The organism is Thermus sp. H19.2 (genome assembly GCF_054979525.1).
The window spans coordinates 2,052,626-2,078,303 of record NZ_CM143429.1; the positions used below are offsets into that span (position 1 = coordinate 2,052,626).

Annotated in this window: 27 protein-coding genes, 1 tRNA gene and 3 pseudogenes; 12 read left to right on the forward strand and 19 right to left on the reverse strand. The window is 67.4% G+C overall.

Going from position 1 to position 25,678, the window contains the following annotated elements:
• Position 1 precedes the first annotated feature (1 nt).
• Positions 2-1,387 (forward strand): dihydrolipoyl dehydrogenase, encoded by a 1,386-nt coding sequence (gene lpdA, locus ACY5J6_RS11100; protein WP_462845207.1) that lies wholly within the window; start codon positions 2-4, stop codon positions 1,385-1,387.
• Positions 1,388-1,497: 110 nt separating this feature from the next.
• Here the strand turns inward: lpdA and ACY5J6_RS11105 are convergent, their stop codons facing one another.
• Genes ACY5J6_RS11105 through ACY5J6_RS11115 form a run of 3 tightly spaced genes read right to left on the reverse strand, consistent with a single transcriptional unit; the run spans position 1,498 to position 4,015 of the window.
• Complete coding sequence (locus tag ACY5J6_RS11105; protein ID WP_462845209.1) at positions 1,498-1,656, reverse strand: hypothetical protein; 159 nt, start codon at positions 1,654-1,656, stop codon at positions 1,498-1,500.
• A complete protein-coding gene (locus ACY5J6_RS11110; RefSeq protein ID WP_462845211.1) occupies positions 1,653-2,303 on the reverse strand; it encodes an AzlC family ABC transporter permease in 651 nt (216 codons plus the stop codon). The genes ACY5J6_RS11105 and ACY5J6_RS11110 overlap by 4 nt, the downstream gene beginning before the upstream one ends.
• Positions 2,300-4,015: a helix-turn-helix domain-containing protein gene (locus ACY5J6_RS11115; RefSeq protein ID WP_462845213.1), complete on the reverse strand. Its 1,716-nt coding sequence runs from the start codon at positions 4,013-4,015 to the stop codon at positions 2,300-2,302. Before ACY5J6_RS11115 ends, ACY5J6_RS11110 begins: the two co-directional genes overlap by 4 nt.
• Positions 4,016-4,103: 88 nt before the next feature.
• Here ACY5J6_RS11115 and ACY5J6_RS11120 point away from each other — a divergent pair.
• Positions 4,104-5,194, forward strand: a pseudogene (locus ACY5J6_RS11120) (ISAs1 family transposase).
• 511 nt (positions 5,195-5,705) lie between these two features.
• Positions 5,706-6,290, forward strand: a pseudogene (locus ACY5J6_RS11125) (transposase); the annotation flags it as partial.
• 139 nt (positions 6,291-6,429) lie between these two features.
• On the opposite strand, the gene ACY5J6_RS11130 reads toward ACY5J6_RS11125, so the two are convergent.
• Together ACY5J6_RS11130 and ACY5J6_RS11135 are read right to left on the reverse strand one after the other, a co-directional pair.
• Complete coding sequence (locus ACY5J6_RS11130) at positions 6,430-6,867, reverse strand: PIN domain-containing protein (RefSeq protein WP_462845215.1); 438 nt, start codon at positions 6,865-6,867, stop codon at positions 6,430-6,432.
• Positions 6,839-7,084 carry an AbrB/MazE/SpoVT family DNA-binding domain-containing protein gene (locus ACY5J6_RS11135; protein WP_462845217.1) on the reverse strand — a complete coding sequence of 82 codons (246 nt, stop codon included), beginning with the start codon at positions 7,082-7,084 and terminating at the stop codon, positions 6,839-6,841. Before ACY5J6_RS11135 ends, ACY5J6_RS11130 begins: the two co-directional genes overlap by 29 nt.
• A 198-nt stretch (positions 7,085-7,282) precedes the next feature.
• Between ACY5J6_RS11135 and ACY5J6_RS11140 the strand changes: the two genes are divergently transcribed.
• From ACY5J6_RS11140 to ACY5J6_RS11150, 3 genes are read left to right on the forward strand one after another with little or no spacing between them, the layout of a single operon-like run.
• Complete coding sequence (locus ACY5J6_RS11140; RefSeq protein WP_462845219.1) at positions 7,283-8,335, forward strand: phosphoadenosine phosphosulfate reductase domain-containing protein; 1,053 nt, start codon at positions 7,283-7,285, stop codon at positions 8,333-8,335.
• Positions 8,336-8,340: 5 nt separating this feature from the next.
• Positions 8,341-9,468 carry a hypothetical protein gene (locus ACY5J6_RS11145; RefSeq protein ID WP_462846529.1) on the forward strand — a complete coding sequence of 376 codons (1,128 nt, stop codon included), beginning with the start codon at positions 8,341-8,343 and terminating at the stop codon, positions 9,466-9,468.
• A gap of 1 nt (position 9,469) precedes the next feature.
• Positions 9,470-11,230 carry an ATP-binding protein gene (locus tag ACY5J6_RS11150; RefSeq protein WP_462845220.1) on the forward strand — a complete coding sequence of 587 codons (1,761 nt, stop codon included), beginning with the start codon at positions 9,470-9,472 and terminating at the stop codon, positions 11,228-11,230.
• Positions 11,231-11,334: 104 nt separating this feature from the next.
• On the opposite strand, the gene ACY5J6_RS11155 is transcribed toward ACY5J6_RS11150, so the two are convergent.
• The 13 genes and pseudogenes from ACY5J6_RS11155 to ACY5J6_RS11215 form a co-directional block, all read right to left on the reverse strand.
• Positions 11,335-12,204, reverse strand: coding sequence for an NAD(P)-dependent oxidoreductase (locus ACY5J6_RS11155; protein ID WP_462845221.1), 870 nt, complete (start codon positions 12,202-12,204; stop codon positions 11,335-11,337).
• A gap of 9 nt (positions 12,205-12,213) precedes the next feature.
• On the reverse strand, positions 12,214-12,573 hold the full coding sequence (locus ACY5J6_RS11160) for a DUF3054 domain-containing protein (RefSeq protein ID WP_462845222.1): 360 nt from the start codon (positions 12,571-12,573) through the stop codon (positions 12,214-12,216).
• On the reverse strand, positions 12,570-13,541 hold the full coding sequence (lipA, locus tag ACY5J6_RS11165) for a lipoyl synthase (RefSeq protein ID WP_462845223.1): 972 nt from the start codon (positions 13,539-13,541) through the stop codon (positions 12,570-12,572). The genes ACY5J6_RS11160 and lipA overlap by 4 nt, the downstream gene beginning before the upstream one ends.
• On the reverse strand, positions 13,525-14,184 hold the full coding sequence (gene lipB, locus ACY5J6_RS11170; protein ID WP_462845224.1) for a lipoyl(octanoyl) transferase LipB: 660 nt from the start codon (positions 14,182-14,184) through the stop codon (positions 13,525-13,527). Before lipB ends, lipA begins: the two co-directional genes overlap by 17 nt.
• 56 nt (positions 14,185-14,240) lie before the next feature.
• Positions 14,241-14,525, reverse strand: a pseudogene (locus tag ACY5J6_RS11175) (corticosteroid 11-beta-dehydrogenase); the annotation flags it as partial.
• 69 nt (positions 14,526-14,594) lie between these two features.
• Positions 14,595-15,038 carry a 50S ribosomal protein L9 gene (rplI, locus tag ACY5J6_RS11180; protein WP_462845225.1) on the reverse strand — a complete coding sequence of 148 codons (444 nt, stop codon included), beginning with the start codon at positions 15,036-15,038 and terminating at the stop codon, positions 14,595-14,597.
• A 10-nt stretch (positions 15,039-15,048) separates the two neighbouring features.
• On the reverse strand, positions 15,049-15,315 hold the full coding sequence (gene rpsR, locus ACY5J6_RS11185; RefSeq protein ID WP_054638193.1) for a 30S ribosomal protein S18: 267 nt from the start codon (positions 15,313-15,315) through the stop codon (positions 15,049-15,051).
• Positions 15,312-16,106: a single-stranded DNA-binding protein gene (locus tag ACY5J6_RS11190; protein WP_054638192.1), complete on the reverse strand. Its 795-nt coding sequence runs from the start codon at positions 16,104-16,106 to the stop codon at positions 15,312-15,314. Before ACY5J6_RS11190 ends, rpsR begins: the two co-directional genes overlap by 4 nt.
• A gap of 9 nt (positions 16,107-16,115) precedes the next feature.
• Entirely contained in the window at positions 16,116-16,421 is a 306-nt protein-coding gene (gene rpsF, locus ACY5J6_RS11195; RefSeq protein WP_054638196.1) for a 30S ribosomal protein S6, read from the reverse strand.
• A gap of 99 nt (positions 16,422-16,520) precedes the next feature.
• Positions 16,521-16,596, reverse strand: a tRNA-Asn gene (locus ACY5J6_RS11200).
• A 112-nt stretch (positions 16,597-16,708) separates the two neighbouring features.
• A complete protein-coding gene (locus ACY5J6_RS11205; RefSeq protein WP_462845226.1) occupies positions 16,709-18,061 on the reverse strand; it encodes an NAD(P)(+) transhydrogenase (Re/Si-specific) subunit beta in 1,353 nt (450 codons plus the stop codon).
• Positions 18,061-18,363: a proton-translocating transhydrogenase family protein gene (locus tag ACY5J6_RS11210; RefSeq protein ID WP_462845227.1), complete on the reverse strand. Its 303-nt coding sequence runs from the start codon at positions 18,361-18,363 to the stop codon at positions 18,061-18,063. The genes ACY5J6_RS11205 and ACY5J6_RS11210 overlap by 1 nt, the downstream gene beginning before the upstream one ends.
• Positions 18,363-19,490 carry an NAD(P) transhydrogenase subunit alpha gene (locus ACY5J6_RS11215; protein WP_462845228.1) on the reverse strand — a complete coding sequence of 376 codons (1,128 nt, stop codon included), beginning with the start codon at positions 19,488-19,490 and terminating at the stop codon, positions 18,363-18,365. Before ACY5J6_RS11215 ends, ACY5J6_RS11210 begins: the two co-directional genes overlap by 1 nt.
• A 106-nt stretch (positions 19,491-19,596) precedes the next feature.
• Here ACY5J6_RS11215 and ACY5J6_RS11220 point away from each other — a divergent pair, with 106 nt between their 5' ends.
• The 4 genes from ACY5J6_RS11220 to ACY5J6_RS11235 are packed head-to-tail and all read left to right on the forward strand — an operon-like array spanning position 19,597 to position 23,922.
• On the forward strand, positions 19,597-20,484 hold the full coding sequence (locus ACY5J6_RS11220) for a DMT family transporter (protein ID WP_462845229.1): 888 nt from the start codon (positions 19,597-19,599) through the stop codon (positions 20,482-20,484).
• Positions 20,481-21,293, forward strand: a complete 813-nt coding sequence (locus tag ACY5J6_RS11225; protein ID WP_462845230.1) for a DMT family transporter — start codon at positions 20,481-20,483, stop codon at positions 21,291-21,293. Before ACY5J6_RS11220 ends, ACY5J6_RS11225 begins: the two co-directional genes overlap by 4 nt.
• 1 nt (position 21,294) lies before the next feature.
• Entirely contained in the window at positions 21,295-22,428 is a 1,134-nt protein-coding gene (locus ACY5J6_RS11230) for an MFS transporter (RefSeq protein ID WP_462845231.1), read from the forward strand.
• Positions 22,429-22,437: 9 nt separating this feature from the next.
• The gene (locus ACY5J6_RS11235; protein WP_462845232.1) at positions 22,438-23,922 is read left to right on the forward strand and encodes a YifB family Mg chelatase-like AAA ATPase; all 1,485 of its coding nucleotides are present in this window, start codon (positions 22,438-22,440) and stop codon (positions 23,920-23,922) included.
• Here the strand turns inward: ACY5J6_RS11235 and mgsA are convergent.
• Entirely contained in the window at positions 23,919-24,293 is a 375-nt protein-coding gene (mgsA, locus tag ACY5J6_RS11240; RefSeq protein ID WP_054638051.1) for a methylglyoxal synthase, read from the reverse strand. The genes ACY5J6_RS11235 and mgsA overlap by 4 nt on opposite strands.
• 22 nt (positions 24,294-24,315) lie before the next feature.
• On the opposite strand from mgsA, the gene ACY5J6_RS11245 reads away from it, so the two are divergent.
• Together ACY5J6_RS11245 and ACY5J6_RS11250 are read left to right on the forward strand one after the other, a co-directional pair.
• Positions 24,316-25,347 carry a M20/M25/M40 family metallo-hydrolase gene (locus ACY5J6_RS11245; protein ID WP_462845233.1) on the forward strand — a complete coding sequence of 344 codons (1,032 nt, stop codon included), beginning with the start codon at positions 24,316-24,318 and terminating at the stop codon, positions 25,345-25,347.
• Between the two features lie 2 nt (positions 25,348-25,349).
• A complete protein-coding gene (locus ACY5J6_RS11250; RefSeq protein WP_462845234.1) occupies positions 25,350-25,670 on the forward strand; it encodes a nucleotide pyrophosphohydrolase in 321 nt (106 codons plus the stop codon).
• Positions 25,671-25,678 lie beyond the last annotated feature (8 nt).

Genomic DNA, 25,678 nt, shown 5'->3' on the forward strand with positions numbered 1-25,678 from the left:
TATGAAGACCTACGACCTCATCGTGATCGGCACCGGCCCGGGAGGCTACCACGCCGCCATCCGGGCCGCCCAGCTGGGCCTCAAGGTGCTGGCGGTGGAGGCGGGCGAGGTGGGGGGGGTCTGCCTCAACGTGGGCTGCATCCCCACCAAGGCCCTCCTCCACGCCGCCGAGACCCTCTACCACCTGAAGGTGGCCGAGGGGTTCGGCCTGAAGGCCAAGCCGGAGCTGGACCTGAAGAAGCTCGGCGGCTGGCGGGACCAGGTGGTGAAAAAGCTCACCGGGGGCGTGGGCACCCTCCTCAAGGGGAACGGGGTGGAGCTCCTCAGGGGCTTCGCCCGCTTGGTGGGCCCCAAGGAGGTGGAGGTAGGGGGCGAGCGTTACGGGGCGAAAAGCCTGATCCTCGCCACGGGGAGCGAACCCCTGGAGCTCAAGGGCTTTCCCTTCGGCGAGGACGTCTGGGACTCCACCCGGGCCCTGAAGGTAGAGGAAGGCCTCCCCAAGCGCCTCCTGGTCATCGGCGGGGGGGCGGTGGGCCTCGAGCTCGGCCAGGTCTACCGCCGCCTGGGCGCGGAGGTCACCCTCATTGAGTACATGCCGGAGATCCTCCCCCAAGGGGACCCCGAGACCGCAGGCCTCCTAAGGCGCGCCCTGGAAAAGGAGGGGATAAGGGTTCGCACCAAGACCAAGGCCGTGGGCTACGAGAAGAAGAAGGACGGCCTCCACGTGCGCCTCGAGCCCGCCGAGGGGGGCGAGGGGGAGACCCTGGTGGTGGACAAGGTCCTGGTGGCCGTGGGCCGCAGGCCCCGCACCCAGGGCCTGGGCCTGGAAAAGGCCGGGGTCCAGGTGGACGAGCGGGGCTTCATCCGGGTGAACGTCCGGATGGAGACGGGCGTCCCCGGGGTCTACGCCATCGGCGACGCGGCCCGCCCCCCTCTCCTCGCCCACAAGGCCATGCGGGAGGGGCTCATCGCCGCCGAAAACGCCGCCGGCAAGGACAGCGCCTTTGACTACCAGGTCCCGAGCGTGGTCTACACCTCCCCCGAGTGGGCCGGGGTGGGCCTCACCGAGGAGGAGGCGAAGCGGGGGGGCTACAAGGTGAAGGTGGGGAAGTTCCCCCTCGCCGCGTCGGGGCGGGCCCTCACCCTGGGCGGGGCCGAGGGGATGGTCAAGGTCGTGGGGGACGAGGAGACGGACCTCCTCCTCGGGGTCTTCATCGTGGGCCCCCAAGCGGGGGAGCTCATCGCCGAGGCCGCCCTGGCCCTGGAGATGGGGGCCACGCTCACCGACCTCGCCCTCACCGTCCACCCCCACCCCACCCTCTCGGAAAGCCTCATGGAGGCGGCGGAGGCCTTCCACAAGCAGGCCATCCACATCCTGAACCGCTAGAGGAGGCCCAAAAGCCCGTAAAGCCCCGCCCCCAGAAAGACGGCGAGGCCGAGGTTTCCCGTAAGGCGTGCGCCCAGGTAGGTGCCAAGAAGGGCCAGGAGGGCGCGGAGCTACTCGGGAGAGGGGGGCGGGCCGAAGGCGGAAACCAGAAAGAGGGCCACCACCAAGGCGGGCCCCGACTGGCCCGCCCTTAGGCCTTTTTCCGCCCGCCAGGGCAGGAACCGGAGGAGAAAGGTGCCCAGGGCCAGAAGGAGAAGGGCCAAGATCATGGACGCCTCCTTTCGCCAAATCCCTTTCCAAGAAGCCCGATGACCCCTGCCAGGAAGAGGCCCCAGGCCGTCTGGCCCAGGAGGTGGAAGCCCAGGGCCACCCCGCCCGCCAGCAGGGCCACGGGGTTCTCTAGATGGGGCAGGGCCAGGAGGAAGAAAAGGGCGGGAAGGGCGAAGGAAAGGGCCTCCCCTAAACCCGGAAAGGCCAAGAGCCCCTGGGCCCCCAAGACCCCAAGGGCGGTGCCCAGGTTCCAGGAAAGGTAGGCGCCGAGGCCCAAGCCCAGGAAGTAGCCCCGCCTCTCCCCCGGAGGAAGGCCCGGGAGGGCCCTCAAGGCCAAGGCGAAGACCTCATCGGTGAGTAGGAAGGCCTCCAGAGGACCTCCCTTCAGGTAGGGCCTTAAGGCGGGGCCATAGAAGGCGTGGCGTAGGTTGAGAAGAAGGCCCAAAAGGGTGGCCAACAAGGGCGGCACTCCCTGGGCCCAAAGCCCCACCAGGGCGAACTGGCTGGCCCCGGCGAAGACCAGGAGGGAGGTGAGCTGGACCCAAAGGGGGCCAAGCCCCGCCTGGGCCCCTAAAGCGCCGAAGGCCACGGCCACGGGGAAATACCCCAAGGCGATGGGCCAGGCCGCTTGCAGACCCTGTCTCATCTGGGCCTCCTGAGGAGGAAGAGGTGGGTCCCCCCGTCCCAAGAACCGCTGCCATGGGTAGCGAACAGGCGCTGGTGGCGCTCTAGCTCAAAGCCCACGGCAAAGGCCAGCTCCAAAAAACGGCGGGGGTAGGTCTTGGTCTCCACCTCGTAGTCCAGCCCGGCTAAAAGGGCCTGGAGCTCTAACCGAGCGAAGGCGGCCAGAGGATCGGACCGCGACTCAAGGCCTCGCAACGCCTCTTCCACCAATCTCCTAAGGCCCCGGGACTCTCCCTGGAGGGCGAGAAGACGCAAAGCCCAAAGGGCCTCGGGTTCTTCCAGGGGAAAGGGGAGCAGGTAGGCCGTGTGATGCAGCACCAGGTTCCGGGCCCGCTCCTCTCGGGTGGTGAAGGGGCTCAAAAACTCGTCCGCCACCGCCAAAAGGCCCCCAGGGCGCAGGAGCCGGTAAGCCTTCTCTAAGAAGCGCCACGTGGACATGTGGTGGCTGGCCCCCACGCAGACGACCAGGGGAAAGGTTTCTTCCAAATCCAAAAGGGTGAAATCCGCGGGCAACACCTCCACGCCTGGTAGGAGCTGGGCCAAGGCTTGCCTCGAGGCCGGGCTGGGTTCCACCGCCACCGGTTCCAAATGGGGCAACAGCTCCAAGAGCAGGAGAAGGTGAGGCCCAGGCCCCGTGCCCACGTCCAAAAACCTTCCCCTCTCCAGGCCCACGGCCTGCAACCCATGGGCCAGAAAAAGGGGCTGCCTGGCGTAGCCGGGATGGAGGAGTTCCACCCGGGCGTAGAGGTCCACGGAGATGCGACTTTCCCAATTCTCTTCCTTCGACGAACCCGCAGGAGGCCGCGCGGTTTGGAAGAGAAGGGGGGCCGGGTCGGCCACCTCTCCCTTAAGGAGCAACCCCTCCCAAGCCAGGGTCCGTAGGAGGAGGCTGGGGCTTTGCCCATAGGACCTCAGATCTTCTGCCGGGGCATGGAGGAGGGCCAAGGCCTCGCCCAAAAGCCCCTGGGCCTCGAGGCGGGGTAGGGGGGCCACAGGGAGGCTGAAGAGGTAGGTGCGGTTCCCGCTCCAACGCACAAAAACCCCCTCCTGAAACCCCGGGGCAAGCCAGCGACCCTCCAAGGCCACCCCCTCCACCCCCAAGCTCACCTCCCGCAGGGCCAGGGAGGCTTTCTCCGGGCTCCCGGCCTCCCCTTTGGGCCGGGGAAGCAGGGGGTAGTGCAGAAAGACCAGGAGGCTGGCCCCCTCTTCGCTGGCGTACACATGGGGTTCATCCCCGGAGAACTCCACCTCCTCTCCCGGCCCCACCTCTCTGCCCGGAAGCGGTCCCACTCGGGCCTTCCCCCTTAGGCCGATGACCCGCTCACGGAGGCCAGGCTCGTGGGCCTCCGCCCAACGCACGGAACGGGGGGAGAGGTCCATGCGGTACACCTCCAGCCGCTCCCCTGCCCGCCCCCGGGTTTGTTCAACAAGCTGAACCACCGCACCTTCGTCCGCCACGGGACGGGCCTGGACCAGCTCGCCAAAAGGCACCTCCAGGGCCTGAGCCAAGGCCCAAAGGGTGGCCAAAGTAGGGTTAGCGCGTCCCGCTTCTAAGACGTGAAGAAGCGATTTCGCCACCCCGGCCTTGGCCGCCAAGCCAGAAAGGGTGAGCCCCCGCGCCTGGCGCAGGCGACGGAGGTTTTGTCCCACTTCGTAGAACAAATCGTTCTTCATACAGAACACTTTAGGGGGACGTCCCCCAAAGGTCAACCCTTCCCGGGCAGACTTGACCTATATACGGCCCCTGGGGTAAAGAAGAGGCATGACCCTACGCGAAGCCCTGTCCCAGATCCCCGACCCCCGGGCCCGCAACCGGCGGTACCCCCTGTGGGGCCTCCTGGCCCTCATCCTGGTGGCCTTCCTTTCCCGCGTGGACTCCCTGAGGGGCGTGGAACGCTTCGCCCGCGCCAACCCTCACCTCTTGCCCCACCTCGGCCTGCGCAAGCCCCCGGGCCACACCATCCTCACCCTTCTCCTGCACCGCCTGGACCCCCATAAGCTCCAGGAAGCCCTGCTCAAGGTCTTTCCCGAAGTGGAGCTGGGGGAGGTCCTGGTGGTGGACGGGAAGCACCTTCGGGGAAGCGGCAAGGGGAAAAGCCCCCAGGTCAGGCTGGTGGAGGTCCTGGCCCTGGGTCTGCGGACCACCCTGGCCCAGGCCCAGGCGGAGGGGAGGGAGGACGGGGCCCTTTTGGAGCTCCTGGACCGCCTTGGGGCGGAGGGGCTCAAGGGGAAGGTGGTGGTGGGGGACGCGGGGTACCTGTACCCGGAGGTGGCGGGGAAGGTGGTGCAAAAAGGGGGGCCTACCTTTTCCTTTTGAAGGCCAACCAGGGGGAACTGCTGGAGTGGGCTCTGGAGGTGTTCAAGGGGATGGAGGAGAGGCGGCTTCCCGGGGAGACCGAGGCGGTGTGGCATCTGGCGCGGGACGGGGAGGTGTGGACCTACCGGGTCTGGGCCTCCCCCCACTTGCCGGAAGAGGTACGCGCCTTTCCCGCGTGCCGGCAGGTGGTGCGGCTGGAGCGGGAGGTGGTGCACAAGGGGACGGGGGAGGTGCGGCGAAGGGTGAGCTACGCCCTCACCAGCCTGGGGCCGGAGGTGGCGGAGGCGAGGCGGCTTGGGGAGCTTCTCCTTTCCCGGTGGGAGGTGGAGAACCGGTCCTTTTGGGTGCGGGACGTTCTCTTCCGTGAAGACGCCTGCCAGGTGCGGGGGGTGGGGGCGCGGGTCTTGGCGGTCCTCCGGGCCTTTCTGGTCTCCCTCTTCCACCGCCGAGGGGTCAGGGAGAAGAAGGCGGCCATGGAGGCCTTCTCCTTCCATCCCCTCTCCGCCCTCAAGTTCCTGGGGCTCTATGCAGTATAGCGGTCAAGTCTGGGCAAGCCCCCAGGCGGTGGGCTTGCCTTGCAAAGGTCAGGGGGACGGGTGTATATCATCCTCCTGATGGGCAAGCGAGGCTTTGCTCGCAGGGAGGCAAGCCCCAAGGAGGTCCTGGAACACTGCCTGCGCCTGGCCCAGGAGGTAGCCCCACCCACCCCCAAGGGCAAGCGGGGCCGCCCCTGACGCTACAGCCACGCCCTTTACCTGGCCCTCCTCCTTTACCGCGCCTTCTTCCGCCTCACCTACCGCAAGACGGAGGCCTCACTCCAGGACCTCATGGAAAGGCCCTTCCCTCCAAGGTGTTTCCCTGACGGGAAAGCAACCCACCAGTCCCTGGCCCGCTACGCCGTGCATCACCTGGACCCCGAACTCCTTGAGGCCCTCCTGGAGAGGCTTTCCCGGGAACTGGAGGCCCACCTGGCCTCCTTGCCTTCTCCTGAAGAGGAGGGTCAGGAGCCAGGGCGCCCCCAGGCCTCTTCCCCGGGAGCCCCTCCCGGGGCGCTTTCCCCCCCTCTACCTCATGGACACCACGGGGCTGGCCTACCGCAGCAAGGACCGGCTTCTCCGCTTTCGTCGGGGGAAGGAGGTGCGGCGGGTGCGGGGGCACGCGCGGCTTCTGGCCCTGATGCGTTGGGATAGGGGGAGGCGGCTCTTGTGGCCCTGGGGTGGGGTGGCCGGGGAGGGCTACGCCCCGGACCCCCGGCTTGGGGGGAAGGCCCTGGGGCGGTTTGCCCTTACTGGGGGGTGGCTTTTGGCGGACGCGGGGTTTGACGGGAAGGAGGTGTGGGGGGCTTTGGGGGAGGCTGGGGTGCGGCCGGTGATCCGGCTTCGGGGTGGGGGCGAAGCCAGGGAGGAGGCGCGGGTGCGGGCGCGGGAGGGGTGGGACCCCGAGGTGTACCGGTTTCGCGGGGTAGTGGAGGGGGTGTTTGGGGGGATGAAGACGCGGCTGGGTGGGGGATACCTCATGGAGCGGAAGCCTTGGACGGCCATGGCGCGGGCGCTTTTGGAGCTCATCGCCTACGGCCTTAGGGTTCTTCTCTCCCTTCTCCCGCCCCCTCCGGGGTACAAGGCAATTTACTAGGCAAGCCCACCCTTCCCCCTGGGAGAAGGGGCCCCTAAGGGGCCCCCAATCTGGTTTCCCGGCGAATTTAAGGCGGGGTATAGGGCCGACCCAGCGGACCGGAGGAGAGAACTTGGGGTCTTTTCCCCGTCCAGCGCATTTAACCTGAAGGGCGGAAGCTCCGGATGAAGTCGCCAGGGGTGAGGACCCTTAGGGGGAGATCCTGGCGGGCCATCAAGGGACCGAAGTGGCAGGTATCCCCGGTGAGGAGAACAGAAGCCCCTGCGGCCACGGCGGCGGCGAGGACGGGAAGGTCTTTTTCGGGCACCAGGCCCTCCATCCAAACCTCGCCTTTGGCTTCCGGCACCAAGCGCACCACCTTGAGCCGGTCCTCTAGCCCTCTAAGGGCTTGGGGTCGTTTGCGCGCGAGGTTTTCCCAGGCCTCCAGCAGGCAGTAAGGGCTTGTGGCCAGCCGGTACCTTCCCTTCCTGGCCCCCAGCCAGATCGCCTCAAACACCTCCCCCCCGAGGCTGGCGGAGAAAAGGACGTTGGCGTCCAAAAAGACCAACTCAGAGGCCCCAGGCCCGGCGGAAGGCATCCAGCTCCTCCGGGGTGGCCTGGGCGTTTTCGGCGAACTCCCGGATGCGCTCCTCCGTGTAGAGCTCCACGGGCAACACCACCGCGGGCTCTAAGACGACCCGGCCCGCTTCCACCCGGACCACCAAGGTGTCCCCCGGCTTCAAACCCAAGGCCTGGCGTACCTCCGCGGGGAGGGTGATCTGGCCCCGTTTGGAGAGGGAGGTAAGCGCCTTCATGTTTTCAGTATATCCGAAGACTGGAAATACAGAAGACCCCTCACAATAGCTCCCCGAGGACCGAGGCGTCTTTGCAGGGTATTGATGAACCGATTCCCCACCCTTAGCATTGCGCCATGAGGCGAACCGAGCACACCCCTTTGCTGGAACACACGCCCAAAGCGGGATGGGCAAGGTTCTGGCCTGAAGGAGGAGACAATGCGGCTTCCCCTTGAGGCCCTGGCCGCGGGGATAGGAGAACCCTTTGGGTCTTCCGACCTCAAGGAGGCCATAGACCTTGCGGAGCGCGCCCTCGAGGCCGCCCTCGCCCAGGGGGCCGAAACCTTCGTCCTCACCTACTCGGGGGGCAAGGACTCCACCGCCACCACCGTCCTCACCCTGGAGTGGTGGAAAAGGCGGGGGAAGCCCGTGGAGGTCCATGTGATCTACGCCGACACGGGGCTGGAGATCCCCACCCTCCACGCCCAGGCCCTGGGTTTCCTGGAGGCTTTGAAAAGACTCCACCCCGAGATCGGTATCCACATCGCCAAGCCCCGCCCGGAGGAGAGCTTCTGGGTCCAGCTCATCGGCAAGGGCTACCCCCCGCCCCACAACCGCTTCCGCTGGTGCACCAGGCGGCTGAAGATCGCCCCCATGGACCGCCTGGTCCAGAGCCTTCCGGGGAAAAAAGCCATCCTCACGGGGGTCCGCTTCGGGGAGTCGGACGCCCGGGACGGCAGGCTCCTTCACAAGATAGCTTCCCTGACCTCCTGCTCCCGGGGCGGGGAGTGCGGTCAGGGAGTGCTCTTCCAGGAGGCCAAGCGTCTAAACGCCCTCTACGTGGCCCCCATTGCCCTTTGGCGGGAGTGCTGGGTGTGGGACTACCTGAACCTGGTGGCCCCCAGTCTTGGCTATCCCACGGGGGCCCTGGAAGGGGTGTACGGGGGCCGGGACACCCGCTTCGGGTGCTGGACCTGCACCGTGGTGCGGCGGGACAAGGCCATGGCGCGGGCCTTGGAAAACGGCCACGCCCACCTCTTCCCCCTCCACGAGTTCCGGGAGTGGCTGTGGTCCTGGACGCGGGATCCCAAAACCCGGGTGAAGCGGAAGGACGGCCAGCCCGGGAGGCTCACCCTGGAGGCCCGGCGGGAGGTCTACCGGAGGCTGAAGGAGGTGGAGGCGAAGCTCGGGATGGAGTTCCTCACCCGCGAGGAGGAGGCACTTATTCGGAAGCTGTGGCGTTCCGGGAGGTACAATGGAAAAGGCAGGTGAACCCTATGCCATATGCGGGAGAAGGAAGTAATCCCCTTGGCCTTAAGGACTTCCTTGACGATCTCAGGCTGGACCATTACCAGGATCTCCTGCGCGAGCTAGACGAGCTTTACCAAAAGCTCCAGCAGGAGCGCCGAGTACCCTTGCATGGAGGCGGGGAGGCCTACCCCCTCCTCACCCTTACCGTGGACGGAGGCGAGGGACGCACCTTCGAAGATCTTCCGCTCCTCTCCTTCGGCCTCGTGCGCGTTGCTGCGGTGGGGGTGAAGGGTTTCCGCCTGCCTTCCATTGCCCACCTCCTCCCTGGGTATGAAGTCCTACGGGACCCCAAGGGCTATCTGGAAGGCCTCCTTGAGCGCTCCGAAGAAAGCCCCGCCGCCGATGCCTTGAAGACCTTCTTCCGGGCCACAGGCATCTCCCTGGAAGATCTGGGGGAATACTACACCAAGGACCTCAGGGCCTTCATGGGGATCTTCCGGGACGTCCTGGAGTGGGCCTACCTGGTTTGGGGGGTGGAGAAGGTCCTGCAGGAAAGTTACAAAGACTACCTTTTCATCAAAGACGGGCGCCTGGCGCAATTGGGCGTCAGAGAGAGTTTCCGCTCTAAGCTACAGGACTACTTCGCAAGTAAGCACCTCCTTCTCGCTGGGGTCACCAAGCGCTCCCGCCTCCTCGCTGAAGGTCTCACCTCCTTGGTGATGGCGAGGCTTTTCGCCGAAGCCGGGGGAACCTTCCTGCTCCAGGTCCCCCAGGATCTCATGGAGAAGGCTTACCGCTACGAGCGCCAGTGGAACGCCGACCTCGAAGGAGCCTTCGTCATGGGCAGGCGTTACGTGGCGCGCCTCCTTGAGGACACCTTTAGACCCCAGGAGGGGGTGGTCATCTTTGACCTCCCCCCCTACTTGGGGGAGGAGGATGCCGTTAAGGTAGCCCGAAGCCTAAGGGCACACCGGAGCGTCCTCTATGGGGGGAGTGTGGGAACGGTGGTAGAGGCCCACGGGAGGGCCTCCGTGGCCAGGTCCATCCCTCGCAGGATGGAGGAGGAGATCCTCGCTCGGTTCAGAAAGACCTTCGGTGAAGATCTCGCCAAGAAGCTCGCCGAATGGCTCAGGCTGGCAGACAAGGAGGGTTGAGATGGCCGAAAGCCCCATCGGCGTGGTGGTGTCTTCCAGGCGGAACGGCCCTTGGGCGGAGCTCACCTTAGTGCTCACCCCCCAAGAGCTGGACCAAGGCAAACGCCTTCTCCTGGGCGAGCTCGTTCGCGTCTCTTCCGGCGGGAAAGACTACGTGGGCATGGTCTTAGACGGCTACTACGAACCTGTGGGCCGCGGCGACCCCACCTATACCCTTGCTCTGGCCCACATCAATCAGGTGGACCTTGAGAAGGAGGACCCTTGGGCGCGAAAGGAAGTCAACTTCTACCACCACCGGATCGCCCTCCTAGGGCGGGTCGTGGAGGGGGGGCTCTTCGCCCCCTCCACCCGCCTGCTTCCCCCCGTGGTGGAGGCTCGGGTCTACCGCATGACGGAGGAGGAACTCCAAGGGTTGCTCACCGCCGAGGTGGGAGTTCCAGGGAGCGTTAAGGCCGAGGGGAAGAGGAGGTACGCCTTCGGCCACCTGGCCTACGGCCTAGAAGAAGGTGGGGAGTACCCGGAGGTGGTAAAGGAGGTGGACCCCGCCCTCTTCGTGGGCAGAAGAACGGCTAACTTCGGCAAGACGGGCTTCGGGAAGAGCAACGAGAACAAGGTCATCCTCGCCCTTTTGGCCTACGCCTTTCCCCAGGTAGGGATGTTGATCCTGGACCAGAACGCCGAGTATCTCCTCCAGACGGAGGCCACCACCTCCCCAGGCCTTGCCCAGGCCTTCAAGGTACTGGGGATTCGGGGCCGGATCCGCTTCTACACCGCCAGGGAGGAAGCCTGGGCAAGGAGGTTGGAGGAACACCTAGGGACGGAGTGGAGGGAGTACGTGGAGGTCTTTCCCCTTAAAGTGGACTTCTACCGCTTCCCCGACCTGGCTGTGGCCCTCGCCTACCAAAGGCGTCGCCTCCAGGGGGAAGAGCCTCCCCAGTACCTGGAGAACGCCTTTTACAACATCGAGGACTGGAGAAAAGTTCCCGACCGCATGGCCTACGTCTACGGAGCTCTTCGGAAAGCAGGGCTCGTTCCCCCCAACGAATTCAAGATAAAATACAAAAACACAGATTACGATATATCCAAAGAAAGGCCTTGGGCTCACCTTCAGGAGTCCATGGAGAGTGGCAGCCAGCAGGGGGAAGGTAAGGGAGGGGCGAGGGAACTCTACAACCGAGCCAAGGTCTTCTCTTTTCTTCGCGCGTTCCATGCACCTGGAAAGGAGACGAACTTCCTCGAGGCCATCAGAGAGGACCTCCTTGGAAAGGGAACCGAGGGAAAGGGTAAGGTGGTCATCCTTGACCTTCCTTCCCTGGGCGAGGCCGCCGACTTCTTCACCTTGCGCCTCATGGACCTTCTCTTTGAAAGAGCTGTAGAGCTCTACGGCAGACGCCAGGCCAACTTCCTGGTGGTCCTGGAAGAGGCCCACAACTTCCTGGAGGACAAGGCCGGAATCTTCTACCGCGTGGCCAAGGAAGGGAGGAAGTACGGCATAGGAATGCTGTACTCCACACAGTCCCCTGCCAGCATTCCCATGGAGATCCTTTCCCAGACGGAAAATTTTCTAGTGAAGCATCTCTCTAGCGAGGAGGACGTGAAAGTCCTCAAGAGGGCTAAAGCCCCTTTTGCCTTTGTGGCCGATTTTCTCCTCTCCGAGCCCATAGTAGGCTATTCCTACGTTTACTTTGAGCCTTATCAGCCTTTCGTAGTCCCACTGCGGGTCAAACTCCTGGAGCATGTCCTCAAAAGCCTCGGCTCGTGACGAATACCCTTTTCCCCTGTCTCGTTCGCTCGCCTGCCACAGGAAGTCTCCGTAAGGCTTTTCCCCAGGTCCCCCGTGCGGGCTTGCGCCGGCATGGGATGGTCTCAGCGGATCTCCACCCCGCCCCAGCGCTCTAAAAGCCTCAGGGCCTCCACGTGGTCCGCATCCGGGCCCAGCTCCCGCTTGGCCATTTCATAAACCTCCCGGGCGAGGCGGAGGAGGGGGCTTGGGGCTTTCTCCCCGTCCAGAACCCCCATGGCGATCCCCAGGTCCTTCACCAATAGCCCCAAGGCGAAGGTCTTGGGGAAGGCCCGGGTGAGGACCCTTTGGGGGATGAGGTTCTCCGTGGCGTTGGAGCGGCCCGAGGAGGCGTTGATGACCTCGAGGGCCTTCTCCGCGGAAACCCCCTGCTTCACCAAGACCACAAGCCCCTCCCCCGCCGCCCAAAGGTTCACGGCGAGGAGGGCGTTGTTGATGGCCTTCACCGCGTGCCCCGCCCCCACGGGGCCCACGTGGACCACCTTCTTGGCGTAGGCCAGGTAGGGCCGCACCCGCTCCACCGCCTCCTCGGGGCCCCCCAGGATCACCGTGAGGGTGCCCGCCTCCGCCCCCGAGGTGCCCCCGGAGACGGGGGCGTCCAGGTAGGTGACCCCCTTCTCCCGTAGCCTCTCCGCAAGCCTGCGGCTCGCCTCGGGCTCCCCGCTGGTGGCGTCCACCCAGTAGGTGCCCTCCCGGAGGTAGGGGTAGAGGGCCTCGGCCACCTCGTAGACCTCCCGGGTGGTGGGCAGGCAGGTGAAGATCACCCGGGCCTCGGCCACCCTCTCCAGGGGCACGGCCTCGGAGCCGAACTCCTCTTGGTGCCTAAGGGCCTTGGCGAAGGTGCGGTTCCAGACCAGGGTGGGGAAGCGCCGCGCCAGGTGCCCCGCCATGGGGTAGCCCATGGCCCCAAGACCGAGGAAGGCCACCTTTTCCATGGCTTCTTTTTACCAGAGGCGAAGCCCCTTGGCGAGGCCCCTTAGGAGAAGGAGGAAAAGGAGGCTGAACCCCATGGCCACGCCCAAAAAGACGAAGAACCCCACCCCAAAGCTTCCGCCCAGGGCCATCTGCCGAAGCCATAGCCCTGCGGGGAAGGCCAAGAGCCAGGTGAGGAGGAGGTTTTGCCAGGTGGGGTGGCGGTAGGTGCCGAGGAAGGGGCTTAGGAGGAGCCAGACGAAGAGGACGGGGAGGACGTTCCGGGCGAGGCCCCCCAAGGAGAGGGGCAGCCCGTGGGAAAGGAGCCCCGCCCCGGCGAAGAGGAGGAGGGCGAGGAGGTCCAGGAGGAAAAGGGCCGTCCCTCGGCTCATCTTTGGGTCGCCTCCAGGAAGACCCGGTCCGCCCGGTAGGAGCTTCGCACCAAGGGCCCGGCGAAGACCTCCCTAAAGCCCAGCTCGTACCCCCAGGCCGCGTACTTCTGGAAGTCCTCCGGGGGGACGTAGCGGGCCACGGGGAGGTGGGCGGGGGTGGGCCTCAGGTACTGGCCCAGGGTGAGGATGTCCACCCCTGCGGCCCTGAGGTCCCGCATGGCCTCGAGGATCTCCTCCTCCGCCTCCCCCAGGCCCAGCATGAGGCTAGACTTGGTGAGGATGTCGGGCCGGACCTTCTTGGCGTGGGCGAGGACCTTTAGGGTCTGCTCGTACCCCGCCCGGGGATCGCGGACCTTGGGGGTGAGGCGGCGCACCGTCTCCAGGTTCTGGGCGTAGACCTCGGGGTTCGCGGCGAGGACCGTCTCCACGGCCTTCAGGTCCCCCTGGAAGTCGGGGGTCAGGGCCTCCACCAAGACCCCGGGGGCCTTCTCCTTGATGGCCCGGATGGTGGCGGCGAAGTGGCTGGCGCCGCCATCCTCTAGGTCGTCCCGGTCCACGCTGGTGAGGACCACGTACCGCACCCCCATGCGGGCGATGGCCTCGGCCACCCTCTCTGGCTCCTCCGGGTCCACGAGGCCCTTGGGGTTCCCCGTGTGGACGGCGCAGAACTTGCAGGCCCGGGTGCAGATGTCCCCCAGGATCATCACCGTGAGGGTACCGTGGGTCCAGCACTCCCCGATGTTGGGGCAAAGGGCCTCCTGGCAGACGGTGTGGAGCCTAAGCTCCTGCACCATCTCCTTCAGGGCCTGGTATCTGGGCCCGGTGGGCAAAGGGGCCTTGATCCAGGCGGGCTTGTTCCGGTCCACGGGCTCGGGCCGGGCCTGGGCCAGGCCCCGCTTCACCACCTTGAGCTCAACGACCTCCCCCGTGGGGGAGAGGAGCTCTACCGTCTCAAACTTGGGCTTCATGTGGGCTCCCTTCTACGGGCCTCAGGCCGAAGACCTCGGCGAAGGCCGCCACCACCCTGGCCTTGGCCTCCTCCATGGGGACCTTCCGGCCCAAAAGCTTCTCCAAGGAGGTGACCCCCTTTCCCTTGAGGCCGCAGGGGACGATGACGGTGAAGTCGTTGAGGTCGGTGTTGACGTTCAGGGCGAAGCCGTGGAAGCTCACCCCCTCCTTCACCGCCACCCCGATGGCGCAGAGCTTGTCCTCCCCCACCCAGACCCCGGCGTAGCCCGGGGTGGGGTAGGCGGAGATCCCGTAGCCCGCAGCCACCCGGACGATGGCCTCCTCGATCTGCCTTAGGAAGCGGCGCACCTCCCGGCCCACGGGGAAGATGGGGTAGCCCACCAGCTGCCCGGGGCCGTGGTAGGTCACGTCCCCACCCCGCTCCACCCAGTAGAGCTCAAAACCGTTCTCCCGGTACCAGCTCTCGGGGAAGAGCAGGTTCTCCCCCGTGGCCTTCCGGCCCAGGGTGATGACCCTAGGGTGCTCCAGGAGGAGGAGGGTGGGGGGACGGTTTCCCGCCGCCACCTCCCGGTGCACCCGCTTCTGGTACGCCCAGGCTTCCCCGTAGGGCACCAAGCCGAGGTCCTCCACCAGGAACTCCACGGCCTAAGCATACAAGACCCCGCCCGAAGACAGGGTAAGCCCGGGAAGCCTTTTCCCTAGACCCCGAGGAAACGGGCGATGCCCCGGTCCCGCAAGGAGGCGGGAAGAAACCGGAGAAGAAGGGTTTCCCGGGCCCGGGCCGGGGGGGCCACCAGGTACCGGGCCTTGGGCCCGGCCTCGGCGAGGGCCCGGTAGACCGCCTCCGCCACCCACTCCGGGGGAAGCCCCCTCCTGGCGTTCCCCTCGGCAAGCCTCCGGGCCACCTCCACATAGCGGCCGTAGACCCCCTCGGTCCCGGGGGGCGGGGGCTCCAAATACCCCTGGGCCCGCCGCAAGGGGCGGCCCCCACCTCCTCGCCCAAGAAAACCCCCCGCCCCAGGAGGGCGGGGAGCGGCCTGCCGGTCCCCCGCTTACTGGGCCACCACGCTCACCTTGAGCTGGATGGGCACCTCGGGGTGGGGTTTGTAGGGCACCACGTACTCCCCAAGCTCCTTGATGGGCTTGGAAAGCTGCAGGCGCTTGGGGTCAAGGGTGATGCCGTGCTGGCGGGAAAGGGCCTCGGCGATGTCCTTGGCGGTGACGGAGCCGTAGATCTTGTTCTCCCCCGCCCGCACCGGGATGGTGAGGGTGAGGTTTTCCAGGATCTCCTTCAGCCTTTCCGCCTCGGCCTTCCGCTCCGCCAGGCGCTTGGCCTGGGCGCGGATCTTGGCCTCGAGGGCCCGCATGTTGCTCTCCGTGGCCAAGACGGCGAGGCCCCGGGGCAGGAGGTAGTTCCTGGCGTAGCCCGGCTTCACGTCCACCACCTGGCCCACGTCGCCCAGGTTCTCCAGGGGTTCCAAGAGGATGACCTTCACCGTTCACCCCCTACTTGCGCACCAGCTTTTCCGTGAAGGGCAGAAGCCCCAGGATCCTGGCCCGCTTGATGGTTTTGGCCAGGATGCGCTGCTCCTTGGCGGAAAGCCCCGTGCGGCGGCGGGGAAGGATCTTCCCCGTCTCCGACAGGAACCGCTTCAGCACCTCCACGTTCCGGTAGTCCCTCAGGTCAAACTCCCCCAGGGTGGCCTTGACCTTGGCCCTCCTGGAGGGGCGCTTCTGCGCCTCCTTCTTGGGTTTGGCGTCCTTTGCGCTCAAAACGGCAAATCCTCCTCCGGCGGGAAGTCTTCCAGTCCTTCGTCTATGTCCACCCCACCCGTCTGGACAGGTTGGGGCCTGCTTCCGCCGGCTTGGGCAGGCCCACGGGTGGGTCGCTCCAGCCTGAGGGCTTCCACACGGGTCTGGAAGCGCCTCTCCCCACTGGAGCTGGTCCAGGAGTCGTTCACCAGACGGCCGATGACCAAAAGCCCATCGCCCTTCCTAAGCTCCCCGGCCCACTCGGCCAGCTCGCGCCAGGCCTGAACCTCTATGAAGTGGGTTTTCTCCTCCCCCGTGCGGGGGCGGCGCTCGTTCACCGCCAGGCCCAGGCGCACCACCGCCGTCCCCTGAGGGGTGTAGCGGAGGTCGGGGTCGCGGGTGAGGTTGCCCATGAGGAGGACCTGGTTCAGGGCCCGGCGAAGCCTGGGCTGGCCCCGGGCGTCCTCCACGGTCTCCCGATGGCGGGCCTCCAAGGGGTCGATGAACTCCCCCCGCACCTGGAGCTCGCTCCGCTTCTCCCCGTCCTTCTCCCACTGGCGGTACTCCAGCCGCCCTTCCACGAAGAGGGGCTGGCCCTTCTCCAAGACATCCCCCCACATTTCCGCCTGGCGGCCCAGGAGGCGCACCCGGTGGTACCAGGGGACCTCCTTCTCCTGGCCGGCCTCGTCTAGAAGAAGGTCCTGGCCCGCCAGGCTGAGGTCCAAGACAGCCAGCCCCCCCTGGGTATAGCGCATGTCCGGGCGGGCGGTGAGGGTGCCGATGAGGAATACTTGGTTCAGGCCTCTGGCCATGAGAACAGTTTACGCCTTGGAGAGGAAGGGCTCGGCGGCCTTGACCACCATAACCCGGCGCACGTTGTCGCGGATGCGAAGCTCCCGGGCCAGGTCGTTTACCCGGTCCTCGGGCATCTCCACCTGGTAGAAGAGGAAGTAGCCTTGGGCGTCCTTGGCGATGGGGTAGGCCAGGCGGCGCATCCCCCACTCTTCCACCTTCCCCACCTTGGCCCCGTGGGCCTCGAGGGCCTTGGCGATGATCTCCTTCTCCAAGGCAAGCTGGCTCTGGTCCAGGTTGGGGTTCAGGATGACGTTCACCTCGTACTTGCGCATCTCCACCTCCCTTCCGGGCCCGGCAGGCCGCACGAAGTAGGATTATACCCCCTTCTTCCCCCAAAGAAAAGACCCAGGGGGCCCCTTGGGGCCCCCACCTGGCTCCGCGGGCAGGACTCGAACCTGCGACCAACCGGTTAACAGCCGGCCGCTCTACCTGCTGAGCTACCGCGGACCGACCGCAGAGAGCACTATACCAAAAGGTCTAAGGAAGCGTCAAGAAATCCCCAGGGGAAAACCCCACCGCAAGGCCTGCTTGCGGTGGGGCCGCCAAAGAGGAGGGGGGCTCAGAGCTTCTTCAGGGTCTGGGCGAGCTCGGTGAGGACCTTCTGGGCGTCCCCGTAGAGCATCCGGGTGTTGTCGGCGTAGAAGAGCTCGTTCTCCACCCCGGCGAAGCCCTTCCCCTGTCCCCGCTTGATGACGATGACGTTCTTGGCCTTGTCCACGTCCAGGATGGGCATGCCGTAAAGCGGGCTTCCCGGACGGCGGGCCGCGGGGTTCACCACGTCGTTGGCCCCGATCACCACGGCCACGTCCACGGTGGGGAACTCGGGGTTGATCTCCTCCAGGTCCTTGAGCTTATCGTAGTCCACCCCGGCCTCGGCCAGGAGGACGTTCATGTGCCCGGGCATCCGCCCCGCCACCGGGTGGATGGCGAACTTCACCTCCACCCCCCGGGCCTCGAGGAGGTCCGCGAGCTCCTTCACCTTGTGTTGCGCCTGGGAAAGGGCCATGCCGTAGCCGGGGACGAAGACCACCTTGCCCGCGTAGGCCAGCATCACGGCGGCGTCCTCCACGTCGATGGGCTTGAGGCTCCCCTTGACCTCGGAAGCCTCCTGCTCCACCCCAAAGCCCCCCACCAGCACGCTCCACACCGAGCGGTTCATGGCCTTCGCCATGAGCACCGTGAGGAGGGTACCCGCCGCCCCCACCAGGGTGCCCGCCACCATGAGGGCCGGGTTGCCCACGGCGAAGCCCTCAAAGCCCACGGCCATCCCCGTGAAGGCGTTGTAGAAGGAGATGGCCACGGGCATGTCCCCGCCGCCGATGGGGAGGGTCATGAGGACGCCGAAGGCCAAGGCCAGGAGGAAGAACAGGACGATGCTCGCCGTGGCGTCGTTCCAAAGGAGGGAAAGCCCCAAGAGGAAGGTCACGGCCAGGACCAGGGCGTTCAGCGCCTTCTGCCCCGGGAAGAGGATGGGGCGGCTTCGCATAATCCCCTGGAGCTTGGCGAAGGCGATGAGGCTTCCCGTGAAGGCCACGCTGCCGATAAGCCCCCCCAGGATGGCCAGGGCCATGAGCCCCGGGTTTTCAAAGGCCCCCTTCAAGAGCTCCACCGCAGCGATGGTGGCGGCGGCCCCACCCCCCATGCCGTTGTAGATGGCCACCATCTGGGGCATGTCCGTCATGGCCACCTTCACCGCCGCCCACCAGGCCACCGCCGAGCCCAGGAGAAGGGCCAGGAGCATCAGGGCGAAGTTCCCCATCCCCGGCCAGAAGAAGGTGGCGAGCACGGCCAGGACCATGCCCCACCCTGCCCAGACGATGCCGCTTTTGGCGGTGGTGGGGTGGGCCATGCGCTTCAGGCCCACGATAAAGAGGATGGCCACCACGAAGTAGGCCGCCTGGATGAGGTCCATCACTGACCACCTCCCTTGCCGGGCTTCCTTTCAAACATCTCCAGCATGCGCACCGTGACGGCGTAACCGCCCGCGGCGTTGGCCGCTCCCAGGATCACCCCCAGGAAGCCGATGGCCTTCTCCAGTCCGGTTTCCGCGTGGCCCAGGACCACCATGGCCCCCACCACCACCACCCCGTGGATGAAGTTGGAGCCCGACATCAAGGGGGTGTGGAGGATCACGGGCACCCGGGTGATGAGCTCGTAACCCAAGAAAGCCGTGAGCACGAAGATGTAAAGGGCAGACCAGAAGCCAAACTCCATCACGCACCTCCCAGAAGGGCCTTGGTGGGCCCGTGCAGGACCTCGCCCTCTTTCATGAGGAGAGCGGCCTGGACGATCTCGTCCTCCCACTTGGGGGCGAACTCGCCTTTCTCCACAAGGAGGCCGGAAAGGTTCAAAAGGTTCTTGGCGTACATCTCCGAGGCGTGGATGGAGAGCTCGCTCGGCAGGTTCAAGGGGCCATAGACCCGTACCCCCCGGACCTCCACCACCTCCCCCGGCCGGGTGAGGACGCAGTTGCCCCCACTTTCGGCGGCCAGGTCCACCACCACGGTCCCGGGCTTCAAGCGCTCCACCATGTCCTCGGTGAGGAGGATGGGAGCCCGGCGGCCCGGAACCTGGGCCGTGGTGATGAGGACGTCCATCCCCGCCACGTGGTCGCGGAGGGCCTCGTGCTGGATGCGCTTCTCCTCCTCGGTGAGCTCGCGGGCGTAGCCCCCCTCCCCCTCGGCGCTGATGGGAAGCTCAATGGGCTTGGCCCCCAAGGAGAGGGCTTGTTCCAAAGCCGCCCTCCGCACATCGTAGGCGTAGACCTGGGCCCCCAACCGCTTGGCGGTGGCGATGGCCATGAGCCCCGCCACCCCCACCCCCATAACCATCACCTTGGCGGGGCGGATGGTGCCCGCCGCCGTGGTGAGCATGGGGAAGAAGCGGGGGGAAAGCCGGGCCGCGTGGACCGCCGCCAGGTACCCCGCCACCGTGGCCTGGCTGGACAGGGCGTCCATGCTCTGGGCCCGGGTGATGCGGGGGATGAGCTCCATGGCGATCACCGTGGCCTTCTTCGCCTGTAGGGCCCGCACCAGCTCCAGGTTCTTGTGAGGCTGGACGAAGCCCACCACGATGGCCCCGGGCTCCAGGGCCTGGATGAGGTCCTCCGGGGGCGGCTGGACGGTGAAGAGGAGGTGGGCGCCTTTTAGAAGCTCCCCTCGCTCCACCACCTCGGCCCCGGCCTCCCGGTAGGCCTCGTCGGGGTGGTAGGCGCCCTCCCCCGCCCCCCTTTCCACCCGCACCCTAGCCCCCTGCTTGACCAGGCGGGCCACCACCTCGGGCACCAGGGCCACCCTGCGCTCCCCCGGTGCCCTCTCCTTAGGAACGGCGATGGTCACCATAGGACCTCCTTCCGCGCCAGTATACCAACGGGTCCACGGGCATTTGCCCCTGGGGGGTAGGCCTGACCCACTGGTCACTTCCCCGGCCCTGTGGCAGAATGCCGCCATGCGGCCCTCCGGCCTAAAGATTGCCGCCGTGCTCCTCTTGGGCATCCTGGCCATCAGCTTCGGTAGCATCCTGGTGCGCCTGGCCCTGGCCGCCTCGGGGGACAGGAGCCTGGCCTTCAGCCTGGTGATGAGCGCTGGGCGGATGGGCCTGGCCGCCCTCCTCCTGGCCCCGGGCTGGCGCAGGCCCTTGGGAAACCGGGCGGGGCTTCCCTGGGCGGTGGGGGCGGGGGCCTTCCTCGCCCTCCACTTCGCCTTTTGGATCACCTCCTTGTCCTACACCTCCGTGGCGGCGAGCACCGCCCTGGTCACCACCAACCCCATCTGGATCACCCTTCTGGGCTGGCTTTTCTTCCGGGAAGGGCCCTCCTCCCTCACCCTCCTGGGGGTAGGGGTGGCCTTCCTGGGAGGACTTCTCATCGGCCTGGGAGACGCGGGAGGAGGCGGGGGTACGAACCCCCTCCTGGGGGACGCCTTGGCGGTGCTGGGAGCGTGGGCCGCTTCGCTGTACCTCCTTTTGGGGCGGGAGGCGCAAAGGCGGGGGTTTTCCCTCTTGGAGTACGTGCGGGTGGCCTACACCGCCGCGGCCCTCCTCCTCCTGCCCCTGCCCTACCTCTTCGGCGGAGGGTACGGGGGGTACCCCTGGTCGGTCTACCTGTACCTATTCCTGATGGCCCTCCTGCCCCAACTTTTGGGCCACACCAGCTTCAACTGGGCCACCCGGCACATCCCTCCGGTCCTGGTCACCCTGGCCATCCTCTTTGAGCCGGTGGGGGCGAGCCTCCTCGCCTTCCTCCTCTTCGGGGAGGTTCCCGGAAGCCGGGTCCTCCTCGGGGCCTTGGTGCTCCTCCTGGGCGTGGCCTTGGCGGTGGTGGGGGGTAGGCGGTGATCCCCGTGGCCCTGGCCGCCCTGCTTTGGGGCCTGGGAGGGGCCCTGGCCGGGCGGTTCATGCGGGAGATCCCCCCAGAGGTCCTCATCCCCCTGCGCTTCCTCCTGAGCTTCCTCCTCCTCCTGCCCCTCCTCCTCGCCCGCCCCCCCCACCCCGCCGAAGGGCGGCGGCTCCTTGGGGTGGGCCTTGCCCTCTCCGGGGCCCAGGCCTTTTACTACCTGGCCATCCACGCCACCACGGTGGCCACGGGGATTTTCCTCCAGTACCTCGCCCCCTCCCTCCTCACCCTCTACGCCCTTCTCAAGGGGGAGAGGCTTCCCGGGAGGGCCCTTTTTGGGGTGGGGCTCGCCCTTCTTGGGGCCTACCTCCTGGTGGTGGGGCCCGAGGGGCTTCAGGGAGGGGCCTTGGGCGTGGCCTACGGGCTCCTTTCCGCCGTTTCCTTCGCGGCCTACGCCGCCCTCGCCCACGGCCTCCGCACGCCTGCCTTCGTGGCCCTCGGGGCCGCCACGGGGGTGGGAGCCTTCCTCTCCCTGTCTGTCCTCGGCCTTCACGGAGAGGAAGTGCTGGCCCTCGGCCCGGCCCAGTGGGGGGCGGTGGCCTACCTGGTCACCCTGGGCACGGTGGTCCCCTTTGGCCTCTTCCTCCTTGGGGTGCGGACCCTCCCCGCCCGCACCGCCACTTTAGTGGCCATGCTGGAGCCCCTGAGCGGGGCCCTCTTCGCCTGGCCCCTGGCGGGGGAGCCCTTGAGGCCTGGAGCCCTTCTTGGAGGCGGTATGATCCTTTTGGGCGTGTGGCTCAACCGGAGGTGATATGGCGGTCCGGGTTTTCCTTCTCTTCACCTTAGGGTATTTCCTCTCCTACTTCTACCGCTCGGCGAACGCGGTGCTCGCCAAGGACCTCTCCCAGGAGCTGGGTTTGGGGCCGGCGGAGCTGGGTTTCATGACGAGCCTCTTCTACCTGGCCTTCGCCTCGGTGCAACTCCCCTTGGGAGGTCTCTTGGACCGCCTGGGGCCCCGCCTGGTCACGCCGAGCCTCCTCCTGGTGGCCGCCCTGGGGAGCCTGGTCTTCGGCCTGGCCCAGAGCTTCCCTGTCCTGGCCCTGGGACGGGCCCTGATCGGGGTGGGGATGGCCGCGGCCCTCATGGGCTCCCTGAAAGCCTTCAGCCTGTGGTTTCCCAAGAACTACGCCACGGTCTCCACCCTCCTCGTGGGCCTCGGGGCCACGGGAGGGCTCATGGCCGCCACGCCCCTCGCCCTCCTCAAGGAGGCCTTGGGCTGGCGGGGGGTGTTCCTCCTGGGGGCAGGGGGGGTGGCCCTGGTGGCCCTCGCCCTCTACCTGGGGGTGCGGAACACCCCCCCGGGGGTGGCCTGGCCGGGAGGACAGCGGGAAGGCGGCCTCGGGGAAGTCTTCCGCAACGGGAGGCTTCTCCGGGTGGCCTTCCTGGCCTTCGCCTTCGCCGGGAGCTTCCTCGCCTTACAGACCCTTTGGGCCGGGGCCTACGCCTACCACCTGGGCCTCGAGGCCGTCCAGGTGGGGAACTTCCTCTTCCTCTACTCGGGGATGGCGGTCCTGGGCTTCCTCGTATCCGGCTACCTGGCGGACCGCTTTGGGACGGCCCGGGTCCTCCTCGCTTCGGCCCTCCTCTTCGCCCTGGGCCTCGCTTTGCTCCTCCTTAAGCTCCTGGCCCCCGCCTACGCCCTCCTCGGCTTCTTCGGGGCCTTCAACATCCTCACCCTCACCCAGGCCCGGGAGCTGGTCCCCTCCCACCTGGTGGGCCGGGGCACCACCCTGGTGAACCTCTTCGGCATCGGGGGCACCTTCCTCCTGCAGTGGGGCATCGGGGTGGCGGTGGGGGCCTTGGGGTACGGCCCGGCCTTCAGCGGGCTTCTCGCCCTCCTCCTTCTCGCCCTCGCCCTGTACCTACCCCTCCTCCGCCGGTGGTAAACTCCTTCCATGCTGGCCCAGGTGCGAAGCTACGCCCTCTTCGGCCTGGACGCGGTTCCCGTCACCGTGGAGGTGGACGTAAGCCCCGGGCTTCCCACCTACGCCCTGGTGGGCCTGCCCGACAAGGCGGTGGAGGAAAGCCGGGAGCGGGTCCGGGCGGCCCTGAAGAACGCGGGCTTCCCCTACCCCCAGGCCCGGGTGGTGGTGAACCTGGCCCCGGCCGAGCTCCGGAAGGAGGGGAGCCAGTTTGACCTGCCCATCGCCCTGGGCCTCCTGGCCGCCCAGGGGGTGGTGCCCCTCGAGGCCCTCTCGCCCTTCGCCCTCGCCGGGGAGCTCGGCCTGGACGGGAGCTTGCGGCCCATTCCGGGGGCGGTGAACCTGGCCCTGGGGGCCATGGCCGAGGGGAAGAAGCTCCTCCTGCCCGAGGAGAGCGCCAAGGAGGCGGCCCTGGTGGAGGGGGTGGAGGTCTACGGGGCGAAGGACCTTCAGGAGGCGGTGGCCTTCCTCAAGGGGGAGGAGGTCTTGGGAAGGGCCCGGCCCGAGGATCCCGTGGAGGCCCTGGAGGTCCTGGACCTCCGGGACGTCAAGGGCCAGGCCAAGGCCAAGCGCGCCCTGGAGATCGCCGCCGCCGGGTACCACCACCTCCTCATGGTGGGGAGCCCGGGCTCGGGGAAGACCATGCTGGCGCGGCGGCTTCCCTTCCTCCTCCCGCCCCTTCCCCGGGAGGCCGCCTTGGAGGTGACCCGCATCCACTCGGCGGCGGGGCAGCCCGTGCGGGGCCTCCTGAAGACCCCCCCTTTCCGCGCCCCCCACCACACGGTGAGCTACGCCGGGCTCATCGGGGGCGGGGCCATCCCCAAGCCCGGGGAGGTCTCCTTGGCCCACCGCGGGGTCCTCTTCCTGGACGAGTTCCCGGAGTTCTCCCGGGAGGCCCTCGAGGCCCTGCGCCAGCCCCTGGAGGACGGGGTGGTGACCGTGGCCCGGGCCCGGGCCAGCCTCACCTTCCCCGCCCGCTTCCTTCTGGTGGCGGCCATGAACCCCTGCCCCTGCGGCTGGCACGGGGACCCGGAAAGGGCCTGCACCTGCACCCCCCAGGCCCAAAGGCGTTACGTGGGCAAGATCTCCGGGCCCCTCCTGGACCGCTTTGACCTGGTGGTGGAGGTCCCCCGCCTCACCCCTTTAGAACTCGCCCGCACCCCCGAGGGAGAAGGCACCGAGGCGGTGCGGGAGCGGGTCCTAAGGGCCCGGGAGAGGATGCTCGCCCGCCAGGGCCGCCCCAACGGGGAGCTTTCCGGAAGGGCCCTGAGGGAAGAGGCGCGGCTCACCCCCGGGGCCGAGGCCCTCTTGCAGGCCGCCGCCAAGAAGATGCTCCTCTCCGCCCGCTCCTACGACCGCCTCCTCCGGGTGGCCCGCACCGTGGCCGACCTCCAGGGAGCGGAAAGGGTGGAGGAAGCCCACGTGGCGGAGGCCCTGGCCTACCGCAAAACCCTTTAGCCCAAAGAGCTCAGCCAGGGAACCAGGGCCTCGGCGGCGGCCAGGTTGGTCACCAGGGGCACCCCGTGCACGTTGCACACCCGCATCAGGGCCTGGATGTCGGGCTCGTGAGGCTTGGCCGTGAGGGGGTCCTGGAGGAAGACCACCGCCAGCACCCGGCCCTCCGCCACCCGGGCTCCCACCTGCAGATCCCCCCCCAAGGGCCCGGAAAGCACCCTTTCCACCTTAAGCCCCGTGGCCTCCTCTATGCGCCCCCCCGTGGTGCCCGTGGCGAGGAGGGGGAAGCGGGAAAGGAGCTCCCGGTGCCTCTGGCAGAAGGCCACCATCTCCTCCTTCTTGGCGTCGTGGGCGATGAGGGCCAAAGACCTCATGGGGGCATTGTAAGCTTGGGGCATGGACTACGCGCCCAACCTGGAGTTTCTGGAAAGGCTCCTCCTCGCCATGGGGCCCTCGGGCTTTGAGGAAGAGGCGACCCAGGCCTTCTTGGAGGAGGCCCGCGCCTTCGCCGAGGCCGAACGGGACCGCCACGGCAACGTCTACGCCCGCATCCACCCTGGGGGCAAGCCCAAGGTCCTCCTCCTGGGGCACCTGGACGAGATCGGGGTCATCGTGAGCCACGTGGAGGAGAAGGGCTTCCTGCGCCTGAAGCCCCTGGGGGGGTGGGACCCCCAGGTCCTCGTGGGCCAGCGCCTGCGCTTTCTGGGAAAGCAGGGGCACGTGCTGGGGGTGGTAGGGCGGAAGGCCATCCACGTGCTGAAGGAAGGGGAGCGCAAGAAGGCGGTGGAGCTTTCCGACCTCTTCGCCGACATCGGGGCGAGGAGCCGGGAGGAGGCCCTGGAGCACCTGGAGGTGGGGGCGGTGGGGGTCCTGGACCAGCCCCCCCGGCGGCTTCTCGGGGAGAGGCTGGTCTCCAAGGCCCTGGACAACCGCCTGGGGGCCTTCGTGGTCCTCGAGGCCCTCCGCCTCCTGAAGGGAAAGACCCCCGCCGAGGTGGTGGCGGTGGGCACCGTGCAGGAGGAGATCGGGGCCTACGGGGCCAGGACCGCCGCCTTCCGGGAGAACCCGGACCTGGCGGTGGTGGTGGACGTGCACCACGACGGCGCCACCCCCGGCATGGACAAGGCCCAGGTGGGGGAAGCGGAGCTGGGCCGGGGGGTGGTCCTGGACATCGGCCCCTTCGTGGACAAGGGGGTCTTCCGGGCCCTGAGGCGGGCGGCGGAGAAGGAGGGCCTCCCCTACGTCCTCCACGCCCACGGGCGCTGGTCCGGCACCGACGCCGACGAGGTGGCCAAGGCGCGGGAGGGGATTCCCACGGGCATCGTCTCCATCCCCTTGCGCTACATGCACTCCCCCGTGGAGATGGTGGACCTAGGGGACGTGAAGCGGGCCGTGCGCCTCCTGGCGGCCTTCGTGGAGGGGGTGTAGCCGTGGCCCTCACCTTCAAGGAGGCCCAGGCCCAGGTGGACGCCTGGATCTCCTCCTTCCAGGAGGGCTACTTCCCTCCCCTCCTCATGCTGGCCCGCCTCGCGGAAGAGCTTGGGGAGGTGGCCCGGGTCCTGGCCCACCGCCACGGCAAGAAGCCCAAGCCCGGGGAAGAGGAAGGGGACCTGGCCCTGGAGCTCGCCGACCTCCTCTTCGTCCTCATCTCCCTGGCCAACCGGGAGGGGATTGACCTGGAGGAGGCCTTCCTCAAGGCCATGGAGAAGTACCGCTCCCGGGATAGCGGGCGCTGGACCAGGAAGGGCTGATACCGCCC

Excerpts from the sequence above, each read along its gene's own strand:
- ACY5J6_RS11230 (WP_462845231.1), top strand. The coding sequence starts at position 21,295 with ATGGCGGTCCGGGTTTTCCTTCTCTTCACCTTAGGGTATTTCCTCTCC.
- ACY5J6_RS11160 (WP_462845222.1), bottom strand. The coding sequence starts at position 12,573 with ATGAGCCGAGGGACGGCCCTTTTCCTCCTGGACCTCCTCGCCCTCCTC.
- ACY5J6_RS11130 (WP_462845215.1), bottom strand. The coding sequence starts at position 6,867 with ATGCCTTCCGCCGGGCCTGGGGCCTCTGAGTTGGTCTTTTTGGACGCC.
- ACY5J6_RS11235 (WP_462845232.1), top strand. The coding sequence starts at position 22,438 with ATGCTGGCCCAGGTGCGAAGCTACGCCCTCTTCGGCCTGGACGCGGTT.
- ACY5J6_RS11155 (WP_462845221.1), bottom strand. The coding sequence starts at position 12,204 with ATGGAAAAGGTGGCCTTCCTCGGTCTTGGGGCCATGGGCTACCCCATG.
- ACY5J6_RS11110 (WP_462845211.1), bottom strand. The coding sequence starts at position 2,303 with ATGAGACAGGGTCTGCAAGCGGCCTGGCCCATCGCCTTGGGGTATTTC.
- ACY5J6_RS11220 (WP_462845229.1), top strand. The coding sequence starts at position 19,597 with ATGCGGCCCTCCGGCCTAAAGATTGCCGCCGTGCTCCTCTTGGGCATC.
- ACY5J6_RS11115 (WP_462845213.1), bottom strand. The coding sequence starts at position 4,015 with ATGAAGAACGATTTGTTCTACGAAGTGGGACAAAACCTCCGTCGCCTG.
- ACY5J6_RS11135 (WP_462845217.1), bottom strand. The coding sequence starts at position 7,084 with ATGAAGGCGCTTACCTCCCTCTCCAAACGGGGCCAGATCACCCTCCCC.
- lipA (WP_462845223.1), bottom strand. The coding sequence starts at position 13,541 with ATGAAGCCCAAGTTTGAGACGGTAGAGCTCCTCTCCCCCACGGGGGAG.
- ACY5J6_RS11205 (WP_462845226.1), bottom strand. The coding sequence starts at position 18,061 with ATGGACCTCATCCAGGCGGCCTACTTCGTGGTGGCCATCCTCTTTATC.
- rpsF (WP_054638196.1), bottom strand. The coding sequence starts at position 16,421 with ATGCGCAAGTACGAGGTGAACGTCATCCTGAACCCCAACCTGGACCAG.
- ACY5J6_RS11190 (WP_054638192.1), bottom strand. The coding sequence starts at position 16,106 with ATGGCCAGAGGCCTGAACCAAGTATTCCTCATCGGCACCCTCACCGCC.
- ACY5J6_RS11140 (WP_462845219.1), top strand. The coding sequence starts at position 7,283 with ATGCGGCTTCCCCTTGAGGCCCTGGCCGCGGGGATAGGAGAACCCTTT.
- ACY5J6_RS11145 (WP_462846529.1), top strand. The coding sequence starts at position 8,341 with ATGCCATATGCGGGAGAAGGAAGTAATCCCCTTGGCCTTAAGGACTTC.
- ACY5J6_RS11245 (WP_462845233.1), top strand. The coding sequence starts at position 24,316 with ATGGACTACGCGCCCAACCTGGAGTTTCTGGAAAGGCTCCTCCTCGCC.
- ACY5J6_RS11215 (WP_462845228.1), bottom strand. The coding sequence starts at position 19,490 with ATGGTGACCATCGCCGTTCCTAAGGAGAGGGCACCGGGGGAGCGCAGG.
- mgsA (WP_054638051.1), bottom strand. The coding sequence starts at position 24,293 with ATGAGGTCTTTGGCCCTCATCGCCCACGACGCCAAGAAGGAGGAGATG.
- ACY5J6_RS11105 (WP_462845209.1), bottom strand. The coding sequence starts at position 1,656 with ATGATCTTGGCCCTTCTCCTTCTGGCCCTGGGCACCTTTCTCCTCCGG.
- ACY5J6_RS11210 (WP_462845227.1), bottom strand. The coding sequence starts at position 18,363 with ATGGAGTTTGGCTTCTGGTCTGCCCTTTACATCTTCGTGCTCACGGCT.
- lpdA (WP_462845207.1), top strand. The coding sequence starts at position 2 with ATGAAGACCTACGACCTCATCGTGATCGGCACCGGCCCGGGAGGCTAC.
- ACY5J6_RS11150 (WP_462845220.1), top strand. The coding sequence starts at position 9,470 with ATGGCCGAAAGCCCCATCGGCGTGGTGGTGTCTTCCAGGCGGAACGGC.